This window comes from Streptomyces sp. NBC_01197 (assembly GCF_036010505.1).
GTDB lineage: Bacteria > Actinomycetota > Actinomycetes > Streptomycetales > Streptomycetaceae > Streptomyces.
In genome coordinates, this window is the sequence record NZ_CP108569.1 from 546,780 (window position 1) to 561,728 (window position 14,949).

Here is a 14,949-nt window from a genome sequence, read left to right on the forward strand (position 1 = left end):
TGGGGCATCCGGCACGGTTCAATGCTCCCTGGAGCGTCTGACGGCGCGCCTGCCGACGTGTCGGAGAACTGCCCGGCCGAGAGACGAAAGAGGCGAGACGGGATGCGTCCCGAGAGCACCAGCGGGACCAGTGGTGACGAACTGCTGGTCCCGATGGACTGGATGTACGCCGAGTACATCGCGGATGAACTGTTGCGGACCGGCGATCTCATGCCGCGGACGACGATCGAGTACCAGGCGGGACGGGACGCGCTGGCGCTGACCGTCTTCCTCTCCGACGGCCCGGTCGGCGGGGCGCGGGTGGTGGCGCGGCTCGACGAATGGCTGTCGCTCACCGCGTACGACGCCCGCTGGCGGGAGTGGGTGTGCGGCCGCATCGCGGAGCTGGTGGCTGCGGGCGGGCAGGGGCCCGACCTGCCACTGGCCCTGGCGGCCTGGCGGTGGCTGGAGGACACCGAACTGTTCGCGGCCGACCTCGACGCGGTCACGCCGGGAGCGGTGCCGGGCAGGGACGACGAGCCCCGGGTGTGGACCCCGGCCTGGCAGCTGGGGCTGCCGCTGGGCCATCTGGCGATCCATCTGTTCTGAGGGGCTCGCCCCTGGCGGCCGACCCGCTCTTCAACGTCAGGGCTCGACCAGCACGCACCGGGTGCCGGAGTAGATCGTCGGCATGCAGCGGTTGCAGTGGATGCACAGCGACTTCGTCGCCCGGTCCTGTTCGATACGCCGGATCAGGTCCGGCTCGCGCAGCAACGCCCGGCCCATCGCCACGAACTCGAAGCCCTCGGCCATGGCCAGGTCCATGGTGTCCCGGGTGGTGATGCCACCGAGCAGGATCAGTGGGAGTTCCAGCGTGGCTCGGAACTGCCGCGCCGACTCCAGCAGAAACGCCTCCCGGTACGGATAGCCGACGAGGAACTTCTTCCCGATGAGCCGCACGCCGAGCCGCTGCGGCTGCGGGAACGCCGCGGCGAACTCGGGGATCGGCGCCTCGCCGCGGAAGAGGTACATCGGGTTCAGCAGCGAGCTGCCCGCGGTCAGCTCCAACGCGTCGAGTGTGCCGTCCTCCTGAAGCCACTCGGCGACCTGGAGGCTCTCGTCCAGCCAGAAACCGCCGGGCACCCCGTCGTCCATGTTGAGCTTGGCGATGATCGCGATGCGGTCGCCGACCACCTCGCGCACCGCGCGGGCCACGCCGCGGGCGACCCTCGCCCGGTTGGCGAGGCTGCCGCCGTACCTGTCCCGGCGCTTGTTGATCTTCGGGCTCAGGAACGAGCTGGCGAAGTAGTTGTGTCCGAGGTGGATCTCCACTGCGTCGAAGCCCGACTCGACGGCGATCCGTGCTGCCTCGCCGTGCGCGCGTGTGATCCGCGCGATGTCCGCCTCGGTCGCGGCCCTCGCCATCCTCATGCTGACGGGGTTGAACAGGCGTCCGGGTGCGAGCGCGGGACGTCTGTTGGATTTCGCGTCCGCTACCGGGCCTGCGTGGCCGATCTGGGCCGAGACTGCCGCGCCCTCGGCGTGCACGGCGTCGGTCAGGCGCCGCAGGCCCGGTATCGCCTCGGGGCGCATCCAGATCTGGCGGCGCTCGGTGCGCCCCTCCGGCGCGACCGCCAGGTACGCGACGGTGGTCATCCCCACCCCACCCGCGGCGGGCCGCCGGTGGTATTCGATGAGCCGGTCGCTGACGAGGGCGTCGGGTGTGGCGCCCTCGAACGTCGCGGCCTTGATGACGCGGTTGCGCAGGGTGAGCGGGCCGAGCCTCGCCGGGGCGAGGACATCAGGGTTGTCACGGGATGTCGGGACAGTCATGAGTCATCCTTCGTACGCTTGCGTGGAAGGGGCGTCGGGCGCGGAAGGGGCGTCTTGCGTGGCAGGGGCGTTGAGGCCCGCCGTGACGAAGGCGATCACCGTGGCGGACGACGGGACCGGGATCGCGCCGAGCCTGCCGGCGGCGGCCGAGGGTTCCCCGTACAGCTGGAGCAGCAGGTCGAAGGCCAGGCACCAGCGGTCCTGAACCTCCTGCGCCGACAGGTCCGGGCGGGCGGCGGCCAGCAGCTCGCACCAGGGATCGTGGCGGAACCACGGCTCGTCCCAGCGCAGGTCGCGGTTGCGGAACACCACGCGGGCCAGCAGGTGCAGCAGCATGCGTCCACCGGGGCCGGCCGCGAGCTCGTCCAGGGGCCGGACGACCACGTCGACGATTTCGGCCACACCGGGGGTCCAGCCGGTGTGCCGACGCCGCGTCAGCCCGGCCAGGCGGTCCGCCCAGAGCGGGCCCAGCCGGCTCTGCAGCAGGGCCACGACCAAGCCCTCCTTGGAGCCGAAGTGGTAGTGGACCGCGGCCGGGTTCATCCCCGCCGCGGCGTTGACGGCACGCGCCGAGACACGCTCATAGCCGTGTTCGAGGAAGAGCCGCTCGGCCGCGTCGAGCAGTCGGGTCCGGGTCGCGTCGGTGGCCATGGCACGACATCAGAGCACAGCGCACCACACTTTTCAATCACTGATTGAAAAGAACCCGCGTCCCGCTCTCCGCCCACAAGCCCGCTGCCGGGACTCCCAGTGGGTCATGAACCGTGCACGCCCGCACGGTATTTCGGGATGCGCAGGGTCACCTTCATGCCCGCGCCGGGCGCCGTCTCGATCACCAGTCCGTACTCGTCCCCGTACACCTGGCGCAGCCGTTCGTCCACGTTCAGCAGCCCGACGCCGGACGAGGTCCCGGCCTCACCGCGCAGAATCCGGCGCAGCCGGTCCGGTTCCATACCGACGCCGTTGTCCTCGACCACCACCTCGGCCTCAGCGCCCGCGTCGAGCGCGCTGATGGTGACGCGGCTCCGTCCCGCCTCCCCCTCGATCCCGTGCTTGACGGCGTTCTCGACGAGCGGCTGCAGACAGAGGAACGGCAGCGCCACGGGCAGGACCTCCGGCGCGACCTGGAGCGTCACACCCAGCCGGTCGCCGAACCGGGCCCGCACCAGCGCCAGGTACTGGTCGATGGAGTGCAGCTCGTCGGCGAGTGTGGTGAAGTCCCCGTGGCTACGGAAGGAGTAGCGGGTGAAGTCGGCGAACTCAAGCAGCAGTTCGCGTGCCCGCTCGGGGTCGGTGCGGACGAACGAGGCGATGGCCGCGAGGGAGTTGAAGATGAAGTGCGGGGAGATCTGCGCCCGCAGCGCCTTGATCTCGGCTTCGATCAACTGCGTACGGGAGCGGTCGAGTTCGGCGAGCTCCAGCTGCACGGAGACCCAGCGGGCCACCTCCCCGGCCGCCCGGGCCAGCACGGCCGACTCACGCGGCGCATAGGCGACGAGCGCGCCGAGCACCCGGCCGTCGACGGTCAGCGGAACGGCCACCGCCCAGCGCAGCGGGCAGTCCAGATCGTCGCAGGCAGTGCTGAAGGCCTGGTCCCTGCCGGTCTCCAGCAGGGCGCCCAGCTGGTCCATGGCCGGGGCGCGGTGGTGTTCCCCGATGCCGTCCCAGGCGAGGACGCGCTCGCCGTCGGTGAGGCAGAGCGCGTCGGTGCCGAGCAGGGAGCGCAGCCGGCGTGCGGCCTTGCGGGCGCTCTCCCCGGTGAGCCCGGCCCGCAGCGGCGGCGCGGCGAGCGACGCGGCGTGCAGCGTCTCGAACGTCGCGTGCTCGACCGGCGTTCCGACGCCGCTGCCACGAGCGGGGCGGGTGTGCCTGCCGAGCAGGAACCCGCCGGCCGCCAGCAGCGGCCCGAGCACGATCAGCGCGGCCAGTGCGGCCCCGCTCACCGGCCGCCGCCCGGGGGCGCGGCCAGCGCTTCCGGCAGGTGGAAGCGGGCCATGGCGGCGCTTGTGCCCGGCGGGATGCGGCCCGGGGTGGCCAGCGACACCAGGATCATCGCGAGGAAGCCCACCGGCACTGACCACACGGCGGGCCAGGCGAGCAGGGTCTGCGCCCAGCCGGGCCGCAGGCCCCCGCCCATCGTGACCGAGACGGCGATCAGCGCGGAGCCGCCGCCGAGCAGCAGTCCCGCGACGGCGCCGGGCGGGGTGAGACGGCGCCACCAGATGCCCAGAACCAGGAGAGGGCAGAAGGAGGAGGCGGACACGGCGAAGGCCATCCCGACGGCGTCGGCGACCGGGACGCCGCTGACCAGCAGGGCGGCGCCGAGCGGTATGCCCATGGCCAGCAGTGTGGCGAGGCGGAAGTGCCGTACACCGCGGGCCCCCTGGGTGAGGACCCCGGCGACCGCCATGGTCAGCCCGGAGGCCGTGGAGAGGAACGCGGCGAAGGCACCGCCCGCGACGAGCGCGCCGAGCAGGGCGCCGCCGGTGCCGCCGATCATCCGGCCCGGCAGCAGAAGCACGGCCGCGTCGGCGTCACCACTGAGGGACAGCTCCGACGCGTACAGCCGTCCCAGCGCCCCGTACACCGGCGGGAGCAGATAGAAGGCGCCGATCAGTGCGAGGACCACGACGGTGGTGCGGCGGGCGGTGCGGCCGTCCGGGCTGGTGTAGAAGCGGACGACGACATGAGGCAGTCCCATGGTGCCGAGGAAGGTCGCGACGATCAGTCCGTAGGTCGCGTACAGCGGATGGCCGCCCCGGTCGAAGCCTGCGGCGACGGCCAGTCGGTGGCCGGCGGACGGCACCCGGGGACGTCCGTCGCCCTGCCAGGCGAGGATCAGGAAGAGCGCGGGGACCAGCAGGGCGGTGAGCTTGAGCCAGTACTGGAACGCCTGGACGAAGGTGATGCTGCGCATTCCGCCCGCGGCGACCGAGATCACGACGACCGCGGCGACGATCACCGGGCCCAGCCAGCCGGGCGCGCCGGTGAGGATCTCCAGCGTAAGCCCGGCGCCCTGGAGCTGGGGCACCAGATAGAGCCACCCCGCTCCGGTGACGAGAGCCCCGACCAGGCCGCGGACCTGCCGTGACTCAAGCCGTCCTTCGGCGAAGTCGGGCAGGGTGTAGGCACCGGAGCGGCGCAGGGGTGCGGCGATGAGCACCAGCAGGACCAGATATCCGGCGGTGTAGCCGACCGGGTACCAGAGCATGTCGGGGCCGTGGACGAGGACGAGTCCGGCGATTCCGAGGAACGAGGCGGCGGAGAGGTACTCACCGCTGATCGCCGCGGCGTTGAGCCGTGGCCCCACGGTGCGCGACGCCACGTAGAAGTCGGAGGTCGTACGGGAGATCCGCAGCCCGAAGCCTCCGACGAGGACGGTGGCGAGAACGACGGCGGCCACCGCCACCACGGCGTACGCCCGGCTCACCGCGCGGGGCGGCCTTCGACGAGACGGGCGAAGTCCTGTTCGTTGCGCTCGGCCCGGCGGACGTACCACCAGGCGACGGCCACAAGCAGCGGATAGGCGCAGAGGCCCAGGACGACCCAGACGGCCAGCTCGCTGCGGAGCGCCGTGAAGGCGAGCGGCAGGGTCCCTGCCAGGACCGCGACGAGGGCGAAGGCGCCGAGTCCGGCACGGAGTTGACCCCGCATCAGGGAGTGTACGTAGGCGTCGCCGAGCGCAGTCTGTTCGTCGATCTCCGACTGCGCCAGGTAGCGGGGCAGTGGCCGCACCCGCCTGGGCTCGCCCGTCACGGTCTCGCGGCGGGGTAGCGGCTCTGGGGACATGGCGCGGAGTGTACGCAGGGCGGCGGGCCGCCGGGAGGGAAACGGAGAAGGACCATCCGTGCGAGGGTCAGGAGCCGGGGCGCCGCATGAGGCGGTCGCGCAGCGCCCTGGCGTGGCGTCTGCTCACCTGGAGTTCGGTCGCACCGACCCGGACGCTCATGGAGCCCGCTTCCAGGCGGAGTTCGTCGACGCGGTCCAGCGCCACGAGATGGCTGCGGTGGATCCGGACGAATCCGCGTGAGCGCCAGCGCTCCTCCAGCGCGGAGAGCGGGACGCGCACGAGATGGCTGCCGTCGGCGGTGTGCAGCCGTGCGTAGTCTCCGTGGGCCTCGGCGTAGGTGATGTCGCTGACGGCGACGAAACGGACGACACCGCCGAGTTCGACGGGGATCTGGTCGGCGCCGGCGTCCAGTACGGGGGCCGCCCGGTCGGAGACGAGTTCGGCGACCCGGCGCACGGCCTCGGCGAGGCGTTCCCTGCGGACCGGTTTCAGTACGTAGTCGACGGCTTTGAGGTCGAAGGCCTGCACGGCGAAACCCTCGTGCGCGGTGACGAAGACGATCAGCGGGGGCCGGGTGAACCCCGCGAGCAGCTGGGCGATGTCGAGACCGGTGAGCCCGGCCATGTGGATATCGAGGAAGACGACGTCGACGGCCGCCGCTTCATCGGCCGCCGGGCCGAGCGCGCCACCGATGCGGCGCAGCGCTTCGGTGGCGCTCAGCGCGCCCTCCGCGCTGCGGACCCGGGGGTCGCTGCGGAGCAGATAGAGAAGCTCTTCGAGAGCGGGCTCCTCGTCGTCCACGGCCAGTACGCGCAGCATGGCCCGGAGTGTACGACCTGGCGGGGCGTGCGGCGGACCGGGAAGCCGTGGGGGCTGCGGCCTCAGATGCCGTAGACGCGTGCGGCGGTGGACCCGAGCACCTGGGCGCGCTCCGCCTCGCTGAGCCGACTGGTCAACCGGTGTGCGGTGGCGACGACTTCACCGTAGGAAGCCATGAGGGTGCAGACCGGCCAGTCCGATCCGAACATCAGCCGGCCGGGGCCGAAGGCTTCGAGCACCGCGTCGGCGTACGGGCGGAGTCCGTCCGTCGTCCAGCCCGGGCCCGCTTCGGCGACCATGCCGGAGAGCTTGCAGACGGTGTTGGGGCGGGCCGCCAGGGCGCGTACGTCGGATGCCCAGGGCTGGAGCGCGCCGTCGGCGATGGGCGGCTTTCCCAGGTGATCGAGTACGAAGGTGAGTTCGGGGAGCTGTGCGGCGACGGCGGCGGCGACGGGCAGCTGGTGGTGGAGCACGATCAGGTCGTAGGCAAGACCGGCCGCCGCGACGGCGGCGAGCCCGCGCCGGACATCGGGGCGCAGCAGCCAGCCGGGGTCCGGTTCGCCCTGCACCTGATGGCGGATGCCGACCAGGCTCTGCCCGCCGGGCAGTTCACGCATCGCGGCGAGAGTGTCCACGATCCCGGGGTCGGTGAGATCGGTCCAGCCGACGACTCCGGCGACCAGATCGCTCTGCCCGGCCAGGGCCAGGAACTCGGGGGTCTCCTCGGCGACGGTGACGGTCTGGACGAGGACGGTGGCCGCCACGCCCGCGGCCCGGGCCTGCGGCGCGATTTCACCGAGCGTGAAGTCCCGGCGCAGCGGGGCGAGTTCCGGCCCGGTGATCCAGTCCTGGTCGCGTACGGCGAGGTCCCACACATGGTGGTGGGCGTCGATGATCCGCATCGGCTCTCAGTCCTCCCCCAGCGCGGCGAGCTCGTCCCAGAGTTCCTCCGGTATGCCGAGCCGCAGCATCTCGGCGGCGTCGCGCACCTCGGCGGCCGAGCGGGTGCCGACGAGCACACTCGCCACCGCCGGGTGGCGCCGGGGAAACTGGAGGGCGGCGGCGCGCAGGGGTATCCCGTACCGTGCGCAGATGTCCTTCATCCGCAGCGCCCGGTCGAGGACGCCGGCGGGCGCCGCCCCGTAGTCGTACGGTGCGCCCGGCCTGGGGTCGGCCAGCAGGCCGGAGTTGAAGACGCCTCCGACGACGACGCTCCTGCCGCGCGCCTGCGCCTCGGGCAGCAGAGTGTCCAGGGCGGACCGGTCGAGCAGTGTGCAGCGCCCCGCGCAGAGCACCACGTCGGCATCGGTGTCGCGGAGGAAGCGGGTGAGCATCGCCGTCTGGTTCATCCCGGCGCCGATCGCGCCGAGCATCCCCTCCGAGCGCAGCTGCTCCAGCATGGGGTAGGCGTGCCGGAAGGCGTCCTCGGCGTGGTCGTCGGGGTCGTGCAGATAGGCGATGTCGATCCGGTCGGTGCCGAGCCGGGCCAGGCTGTCCTCGATACTGCGCCGCACCCCGTCCGCGCTGAAGTCCCAGACCCGGTGGTGGGTCGCGGGGACGGCGAACCCGTTTCCGGTGTCGTCACCCTCATCCGGCCCCGGCTCCAGCAGTCGTCCGACCTTGGTCGACAGCACGTAATCGGCGCGGGGCCGCTCGCGCAGTGCGCCGCCGAGCCTGCGCTCGGAGAGGCCCAGCCCGTAGTGCGGAGCGGTGTCGAAGTACCGGAGCCCCGCATCCCAGGCGGCATCCACTGCCTCGCTGGCCTCCGCCGGGCCCACCGGGGTGAAGAGATTGCCGATCCCGGCTGCCCCGAAGGACAGCTCGGTGATGTCGACCGTGCTGTTTCCGATCTTGTTGCGCCGCATGACACGAATATTCATCGGATCACTTCAGGGCGTCAACACCCTTGCGTGATCTCTCGTGCGTTGCTTGCAGCAGTTCGGCCAGCTCGTCCGAGAAACACTGGGCGAGCCGTCCCGCGTCCGGCACCGCCTTGCCGTCCGCCACCAAGCCGACATGGACCCGCCCGCCGTAGGCGGACAGCGCGACGGCGAGCGACTGCCCGTGCGCGAGCGGCGCCAGCGGGTAGAGCTCCCGGAGCGGGCAGCCGCCGAGCGACAGCGTCGAGCGTGGCAGCGGCACGCTGGTCACCAGGACGTCGAAGAGCATCCGCGCCGCGCTCCCGGCCAGTTGGGCGCCCACCCGGTGGGCCAGCGGGGGGAGCCGGTCCGCCAGCACGGCCACCGCACCGGCGCCGCGCGCGGGTCCGGCCGCCTTGTTGCGGTCCATGGCGGAACGGACCCGGCACAGCCTGCGCCACGCGTCGGGTTCCGAGACCGGCAGCCCGAGCAGATACGCGGACAGCTTGTTCGCCGAGCCGGGCGGGGAGCCGGGGCGCCGCCGGGACACCGGCACGAGGGCCCGCGGATCGGCTCCGGGCAGCCGCTCACCGCGCTCCAGGATCCAGCGGCGCAGCCCACCCGCGACCACCGCGAGCAGCACGTCGTTGGCGGTGCCGCCCGCCTCCCTGCGCACCCGCAGCACGTCGTCCTGGTCGAGCACGGCGGTGGCGAGCCGCCGGGTGCCGCTGGAACTGGCGGCCAGCGCGGACCCGGCCCACAGATCGATACGGCTTGCGCGCATGACGGAGGCGCCGATCCCCACGGCCCGGCCCAGCTCCTCGATCCGCTCCCGGGCGAACCCGGCGAACTGACCGGGTCCCGGCAGCCACGAGCGCGGCGGCACGGGACGCGCCTTCCTGCCGTCGGCGCCGCGCCCGCCGGCGATCTGGTCGAAGATCCCGGCCCCGATCGCCACGGCCCGCATCCCGTCGGCCAGCGCGTGGTGCAGCTTGACCAGGACGGCGAAGGGGTCGCCGGAGCGCCCGGTCAGGACGTACATCTCCCAGGGCGGGCGTCCGCGTTCCAGTGGCCGTTCCATCAGCTCCCCCGCGAGCCGGTTTGCCCCGGTGGCGAAGTGGCCTTCGGGCAGGACGACGTGCCGCACATGACGGCGTACGTCGAATTGCTTGTCCTCGGACCAGGCCGCGCCGCCGAGCGGCAGCAGCACCGGGCGTACGCACATCCGCAGCCGGGGGATCGCGGCGGCGCGCTCCGCCAGCAGGTCCATGACCTCCTGCGGGCCTGGCCCCGGGGCCGGACCCGGCCCGAAGACCGCGAGTGCCCCGAGGTGCATGGGGTGCTCGGCGGATTCGAGGTGCCAGAACGCGAGATCAAGCGGGGCCAGCAGCTCGGAGCTCAACAGAACCTCGATGTCGTCGGGAGCCGGTGCCGCGAGTGCCGCGAGGGTACGGACAGATACCCGGGATGCAGCAGTTAGGCCCCATGAGTCAGTTACGGTCAAGTACTACATCGATACTGACAGTTACTGCCTGGTATCCGTCACATCGCCGTACTGTCCGGCACCGCGAATTCACTCCAGACACACTTGCCGTTGCCCCGGGACTCGACCCCCCACCGGTCCGCGAGCCTGTCCACCAGCAGCAGCCCGCGTCCGGACACCCCCGTCTCCCCCGCGTCCCGGCGGCGCGGCAGCACGCTTGAGCAGTCGTCGACCTCGACCCGCAGCCTGCGGTGCGGCCGGGAGAGCACCCTGAGGGTGATCACCGCCTCGCCCTCGGTGTGCGTCAGGGCGTTGGTCATCAGCTCGTCGGCGGCCAGCTCGATGTCGTCGGCACGCTCCGCGGCGCCCCAGGCCCGTACCGCCGCACGCACCGTGTGACGCGCGGCGGTCAGCGCGTCGGAATCGGACTGCCCCACGCGCTGCTGGAGCCTGCCACCGCTCTGCGGGGCGTCCAGACCCTGTCTGCGCAGCAGCAGCAGCGCGACGTCGTCGGCGCCGCCCCACTCGTCGGCCACATCGCACAGCTGGTCGGCGAGCAGCTGAAGATCCCGGGGGCCGCCCTGGACCACCGTGGCGAGCCGCCGCGTCCCGTCGTCCAGATCGGTGCCCGGCTCCTCCACCAGCCCGTCGGTGAAGAGCAGCAGGGTGTGCCCAGGGTCCAGTTCCAGGGTGGTGACCGGGTAGTCGAGCCGGGCGAACTCGGCCGAGAGCCCCAGCGGCAGCCCGCCGTCCACCGTCACCCGGCGACAGGTGCCGTCGGGTGCCCGCAGCAGCGGATCGACATGCCCGGCGCGGACCAGCTGGACCACTCCGGTCGCCAGGTCGACCTCCGCGTACAGACAGGTCGCGAAGCGGTCGGTGTCCAGCTCGTGCAGGAAGTCGGAGGCCCGCGCGATCACGGTCGCCGGGCTGTGCCCCTCGGCGGCGTACGCCCGCAGCACGATGCGCAACTGGCCCATGACGGCGGCCGCATGGGTGTCGTGCCCCTGCACATCCCCGATGATCATGCCGAATCTGCCGCTGGGCAGCGGGATCACGTCGTACCAGTCGCCGCCGATGTCACGGCCCATCCCGGCGGACCGGTAGCGGACCGCGACCTGTCCGCCGGTGACCTCGGGTATCCGGCGCGGCAGCATGGCCTGCTGGAGCCCCTGGGCGAGGTCGTGCTCCTGCTCGTAGAGCACGGCCCGCTGGAGGCTCTGCCCGATGGAGCTGCCGAGGGCGATCAGCAGGTCGCGTTCGTCCGCGCTGAAGCCGACCTTGTCGCGGTAGAGCAGGCCGATCGCGCCGATCGGCCTGGCCTGCGCGATCAGGGGGAGGTAGGCGGCCGACGTGATACCGAGGCTCTTGATGTGGGGCCACAGCCGGGGGTACGAGACAGCGAAGTCGTGCGCGGACTCGATGAAACGGGGCGCGAAGGTCCGGATCACCTCGCCCATCGGGTACTGCTCGTCCACCCGGGTGTAGCGGGTGCCTGGCACAAAGCTTCCCGCGGGCCCGTCCGCGACCAGCCGGATCCGCCCGCCGTCGACGAGTCCCAGCACCAGGCTGGTCGCGCCGAGATATTCGAGTCCGCGGGCCTCGTTGAGCACGTCGATGACGTCCTGGACGGTACGGGCATGGGCCAGGGCCGCGGTGGTGTCCTCGACGACGCTGGTTCTCCGCCGGCCCTCGTCGTCCAGGGCGATACGGACCGAGGCGTCCGCGAGTTCCTGGGCCGCGTGCCTGACGATGCCGATGATCCGGTGAGGACGGCCCGTGATGTCGCGCCGGACGACGCCCTGCGTATGGGTCCAGCGCAGTGAACCGTCGCGGCGGCGGATGCGGAAGTAGGCACCGTAGAACGTGGCCCCGCTCTTGAGCGCCCGGGACACCATGGCATCCAGCCGGGTCGACTCATCGGGCGGCACCCGGCGGGCGAGCGCCTCCGGATGACCGTTGTACTCGTCGGCGTAGAGGTCGAAAACGTCAAGGGCGGCCTGATCGAGGTGCATCAGCCCGGTGTCGAGATCCCAGTCGAAGCTGCCCATGCGGTTGAGGGCAAGGCTCAGATCGGGGTGGGCGGGCCAGTCCGCCGGTAGCGACAGGGCGCCCTCTGCCCGTTCAACCATGCGATCACTCTGCCATGGTTTGTCCAATTATTCGAGGGATCCTCACCCTCGAAGGGAACACTCGTTCCCTTTCTGTGGGGCCAGGAAGGACGGAAACTCGGAGGGCAGGAGGCGGAAGGGGTCTGCCGGGATGAGCACCCCGGCGGACTCCGGCAGACCCCGGCGCTGCTATCTGCTCTGCTCGACCCTGAAGACCCAGGCGTACTCGCCGGCGGAGCGCGCGCCCGCGGGTACGTCGATCACCAGTTTGTCCCCGCTCGTACGCCAGGTGAGCGGCCGCCGGTAACCGAGCATGGTCACCCGGTCCCCGCTGCGGATCGGCACCGGCGCCTCGACGGTCAGCGTGGCGCCCGGCCGGACCAGCGAGTGGATGTAGAACGCCTTGCCGGGCCGGACCGTGAAGCGCAGATCGTCACCGAGTTGGGGCATCCGCGCCCAGTAGGTGGAGCCGTGGATCGCCTCGCCGTTGACCTCCAGCCATTTACCGGTCTGCCGCAGCCTGGTCTGCATGATCTCCGGGATGGTGCCGTCCGCGCGCGGCCCGATGTCGAGGAGGAAGTTGCCGTTCTTGCTCGATGTGTCGATGAGCGTGTGCACGATCTCCTCCGCCGACATGTACATGCTGTCAGGGGTGGCCTGGTTGTAGCCGTAGCTGTAGGGGTCGAGCCCCCGGCTGGCCTCCCACTTGTCGGTGACGATGGAGTCGTACGTCGCGTACTCGGGGGTCGTGAAGTCGTGCGGCCCGATGCCGGACCGGTTGTTGACGGCGACCCCGATCGGCCGGGCCCGGTCCTTGGCGTTGTTGTAGTACTCGGCCATCACCCGGTGGCTGTCGTTCGGCCCGCCGATGTCGCACCAGAGCACCTCGGGGTCGTACCCGTGGATCAGCTCCAGCATCTGCGGGGCCTGGTAGTCCTTGATGTAGTCCTTGCCCGCCGTGTAGCCGGTGTACGGGACGGGCTCCAGGGTGTACGGATTGCGCGGCGGATAGAGCTGCCCGCTCCAGGGGTTGTCCGGGTTGAACCACTCCGGCATCGAGAAGTACAGCCCCCGGTGCAGCTCCGGCGCGTACCGGCGGGAGGCGTCGAACAACTCCTTGACCAGATCGCGCTTCGGCCCCATCTTCACGGCGTTGCGGTCGGAGACCTTGGTGTCCCACAGCGCGAAGCCCTCATGGTGCTTGGAGGTGAGCACGTGGTACTGCGCCCCGGCGTCCCGGAACAGCTCGACCCAGGAGCGCGGATCGAACTTCTCCGCCGTGAACCTCGGGATGAAGTCGTCGTAGTTGAAGTTCTCGCCGTAGACATCGCGGTGGTGGGCGTACGTCGGGTTGTTCGGGTCCTGCATCTGGTTCCAGTACCACTCGGCGTACTGCTTGCCGACAGGCGCCCAGGCGGGCACCGAGTAGACACCCCAGTGGATGAAGATCCCGAACTTCGCGTCCTGGAACCAGTACGGGGCCTGGTGCGTGGAGAGCGAGGCATCGGTGGCCTCGAACTCCGGCACCCCGAGGGTGAGCCTGCTCGCCGCCGCGGCTGCGTCCGAGCCGCGGCCGTGCGCCACGACCCGGCCGTCGCGCATCGTTCCCGGCTTCACCCCGGGCTTGCTGCGGATACCGATCCGCACCCTCGCCTGGTCGCCGGGGGCGAGTCGCGGCACCCGGGCGGGGACGACCGTACGAGCGCCCTGCACGTCGACGGAGAGGGTGAGCGCGTCGGAGCCGAGCACGGCGACCGTGCCCGCGTTGACGACGGTGGCCTCGACGCTCTGGGCTCCCGAGTCGAGCAGGCTGGTGGTGGAGTGCGCGTCGCGTACGGCCAGCGCACGGCCCTCGGCCGCCGGCTGCAGCGAGAGGGCGAAGACGTGCAGTGACGGCTTGTTCGCCTCGGCCGGGTTCGTCTTCGGCAGGGTGATACCCACCAGCTCCCGGGCGGCGTCCACCGCCAGTTCGGAGACCCCGAGGGAGACCTGGTGCTGGTCCTTCCCGCCGGACGGGGTGTAACGGTAGGGGGCGGAGAGCGGACCACTGCCGGAGTACCAGTCGGGTCCGCCGAGGCCGGCGGTGCCGGTGGAGCCGTCCGCGTAGTGCAGGGTCGCCTGGCCGGACGCCTCCCCGTAGCTGCACGCGACGAGGAATGACCCGGACAGATAGCGCCCCCGGGGCAGGTCCAGCCGCTGCCCGAGGGCGACAACGTTGTTCTTGGCCCCGGCGGTCGCGGCGGGGAAGTCGAACGCGATGCCGTTCAACTGCACGGCGCCGGAAGGCAGTTCGTCGCCCGGGAAGGTGTAGCCGGAGCCGTCGAAGTCGCCGCCGCGGGCGTCCGCGGTGTCGATCCCGTCGTTGTCGAACCACTGGTCGAGCGGTACGGGGACCGCGGCCGGAACCGCTCCCCAGTCGCCCTTCGCCGCTGCGCCGGGAACCGCCGTTCCTGTACCGGGGGCCCGGGCCCCCGGGGTGCCGGTGTCCGCGTCGGCCGTGGCCGGGGCGAGCAGAGCGGCGCCGACAGCCGCCCCCGCCGTCATTCCGAGTACATGGCGTCTTGGAAGTTCGGTCATAAGGTCCGATGATTGGAGCATGTCGAGTGCCTGTCAATACACCTCACAGCACAGAATGCGGCACGAAGAAATAATCCCCCACCAGACATCGGATGCCTGAGCTCTGTCCGGATGCCTGACGGTTGAATCCGCGCCGTCGGCGAAAACCCTGTCCGCACAACGCGAACGGCCCGCTCCAGGTGCGGAGCGGGCCGTCGGGGTGTGTGCGTGCAGCGGTCAGTCGATCCCCTGCAGGATGTGGGGCTCAGCGAGGTCGTCCTCGTAGCCCGCCAGCCTGATCGGGGCCGACCTGGCCCAGACGTCGAGATTGAGGAGCTTCTCGGGCCGGACAGTCCCGGTACGTTCCGCCGGGCGCTGCTCGCGCTTCGTGATGGTCTCTGATGTCACCGCGCACTCCTTTGTGTCGCGTAACCGCATGGACAGGGGCAGTTCGGACGCGGTGGCGCCGGTTTTCGGGCGGGACCGCGGCCGTGGTGCGTACCTGTCCCAGGACGGGAC

The 14,949-nt window shown here is 71.4% G+C and carries 13 protein-coding genes; 1 reads left to right on the forward strand and 12 read right to left on the reverse strand.

What is annotated here, in order from left to right:
- Positions 1-102 precede the first annotated feature (102 nt).
- On the forward strand, positions 103-588 hold the full coding sequence (locus tag OG452_RS02500; protein WP_327293939.1) for a hypothetical protein: 486 nt from the start codon (positions 103-105) through the stop codon (positions 586-588).
- Positions 589-624: 36 nt separating this feature from the next.
- Here the strand turns inward: OG452_RS02500 and OG452_RS02505 are convergent, their stop codons facing one another.
- From OG452_RS02505 to OG452_RS02560, 12 genes are all read right to left on the reverse strand, one after another.
- The gene (locus OG452_RS02505; RefSeq protein ID WP_327293940.1) at positions 625-1,812 is read right to left on the reverse strand and encodes an NADH:flavin oxidoreductase; all 1,188 of its coding nucleotides are present in this window, start codon (positions 1,810-1,812) and stop codon (positions 625-627) included.
- Positions 1,813-1,815: 3 nt separating this feature from the next.
- Entirely contained in the window at positions 1,816-2,463 is a 648-nt protein-coding gene (locus tag OG452_RS02510) for a helix-turn-helix domain-containing protein (protein ID WP_327293941.1), read from the reverse strand.
- Positions 2,464-2,567: 104 nt separating this feature from the next.
- A complete protein-coding gene (locus OG452_RS02515) occupies positions 2,568-3,755 on the reverse strand; it encodes a histidine kinase (RefSeq protein ID WP_327293942.1) in 1,188 nt (395 codons plus the stop codon).
- Positions 3,752-5,242 (reverse strand): sodium/solute symporter, encoded by a 1,491-nt coding sequence (locus OG452_RS02520; protein WP_327293943.1) that lies wholly within the window; start codon positions 5,240-5,242, stop codon positions 3,752-3,754. The genes OG452_RS02515 and OG452_RS02520 overlap by 4 nt, the downstream gene beginning before the upstream one ends.
- Entirely contained in the window at positions 5,239-5,601 is a 363-nt protein-coding gene (locus tag OG452_RS02525) for a hypothetical protein (protein WP_327293944.1), read from the reverse strand. Before OG452_RS02525 ends, OG452_RS02520 begins: the two co-directional genes overlap by 4 nt.
- 67 nt (positions 5,602-5,668) lie before the next feature.
- Positions 5,669-6,421: a LytR/AlgR family response regulator transcription factor gene (locus OG452_RS02530; RefSeq protein ID WP_327293945.1), complete on the reverse strand. Its 753-nt coding sequence runs from the start codon at positions 6,419-6,421 to the stop codon at positions 5,669-5,671.
- Between the two features lie 62 nt (positions 6,422-6,483).
- Positions 6,484-7,323, reverse strand: coding sequence for an amidohydrolase family protein (locus tag OG452_RS02535; protein WP_327293946.1), 840 nt, complete (start codon positions 7,321-7,323; stop codon positions 6,484-6,486).
- Positions 7,324-7,329: 6 nt separating this feature from the next.
- On the reverse strand, positions 7,330-8,286 hold the full coding sequence (locus tag OG452_RS02540) for an aldo/keto reductase (protein WP_327299485.1): 957 nt from the start codon (positions 8,284-8,286) through the stop codon (positions 7,330-7,332).
- A 19-nt stretch (positions 8,287-8,305) separates the two neighbouring features.
- Positions 8,306-9,682 (reverse strand): wax ester/triacylglycerol synthase family O-acyltransferase, encoded by a 1,377-nt coding sequence (locus tag OG452_RS02545; RefSeq protein WP_327293947.1) that lies wholly within the window; start codon positions 9,680-9,682, stop codon positions 8,306-8,308.
- 140 nt (positions 9,683-9,822) lie between these two features.
- The gene (locus OG452_RS02550) at positions 9,823-11,895 is read right to left on the reverse strand and encodes a SpoIIE family protein phosphatase (RefSeq protein WP_327293948.1); all 2,073 of its coding nucleotides are present in this window, start codon (positions 11,893-11,895) and stop codon (positions 9,823-9,825) included.
- 168 nt (positions 11,896-12,063) lie between these two features.
- Positions 12,064-14,451: an alpha-L-fucosidase gene (locus OG452_RS02555; RefSeq protein WP_327293949.1), complete on the reverse strand. Its 2,388-nt coding sequence runs from the start codon at positions 14,449-14,451 to the stop codon at positions 12,064-12,066.
- Positions 14,452-14,667: 216 nt separating this feature from the next.
- On the reverse strand, positions 14,668-14,868 hold the full coding sequence (locus OG452_RS02560; protein WP_203600357.1) for a hypothetical protein: 201 nt from the start codon (positions 14,866-14,868) through the stop codon (positions 14,668-14,670).
- Positions 14,869-14,949: the final 81 nt, after the last annotated feature.

Bases quoted from the DNA above. Each gene is read 5' to 3' on its own strand.
- OG452_RS02500 (WP_327293939.1), top strand. From the start codon at position 103: ATGCGTCCCGAGAGCACCAGCGGGACCAGTGGTGACGAACTGCTGGTC.
- OG452_RS02505 (WP_327293940.1), bottom strand. From the start codon at position 1,812: ATGACTGTCCCGACATCCCGTGACAACCCTGATGTCCTCGCCCCGGCG.
- OG452_RS02510 (WP_327293941.1), bottom strand. From the start codon at position 2,463: ATGGCCACCGACGCGACCCGGACCCGACTGCTCGACGCGGCCGAGCGG.
- OG452_RS02525 (WP_327293944.1), bottom strand. From the start codon at position 5,601: ATGTCCCCAGAGCCGCTACCCCGCCGCGAGACCGTGACGGGCGAGCCC.
- OG452_RS02530 (WP_327293945.1), bottom strand. From the start codon at position 6,421: ATGCTGCGCGTACTGGCCGTGGACGACGAGGAGCCCGCTCTCGAAGAG.
- OG452_RS02535 (WP_327293946.1), bottom strand. From the start codon at position 7,323: ATGCGGATCATCGACGCCCACCACCATGTGTGGGACCTCGCCGTACGC.
- OG452_RS02540 (WP_327299485.1), bottom strand. From the start codon at position 8,286: ATGCGGCGCAACAAGATCGGAAACAGCACGGTCGACATCACCGAGCTG.
- OG452_RS02550 (WP_327293948.1), bottom strand. From the start codon at position 11,895: ATGGTTGAACGGGCAGAGGGCGCCCTGTCGCTACCGGCGGACTGGCCC.
- OG452_RS02555 (WP_327293949.1), bottom strand. From the start codon at position 14,451: ATGACCGAACTTCCAAGACGCCATGTACTCGGAATGACGGCGGGGGCG.
- OG452_RS02560 (WP_203600357.1), bottom strand. From the start codon at position 14,868: ATGCGGTTACGCGACACAAAGGAGTGCGCGGTGACATCAGAGACCATC.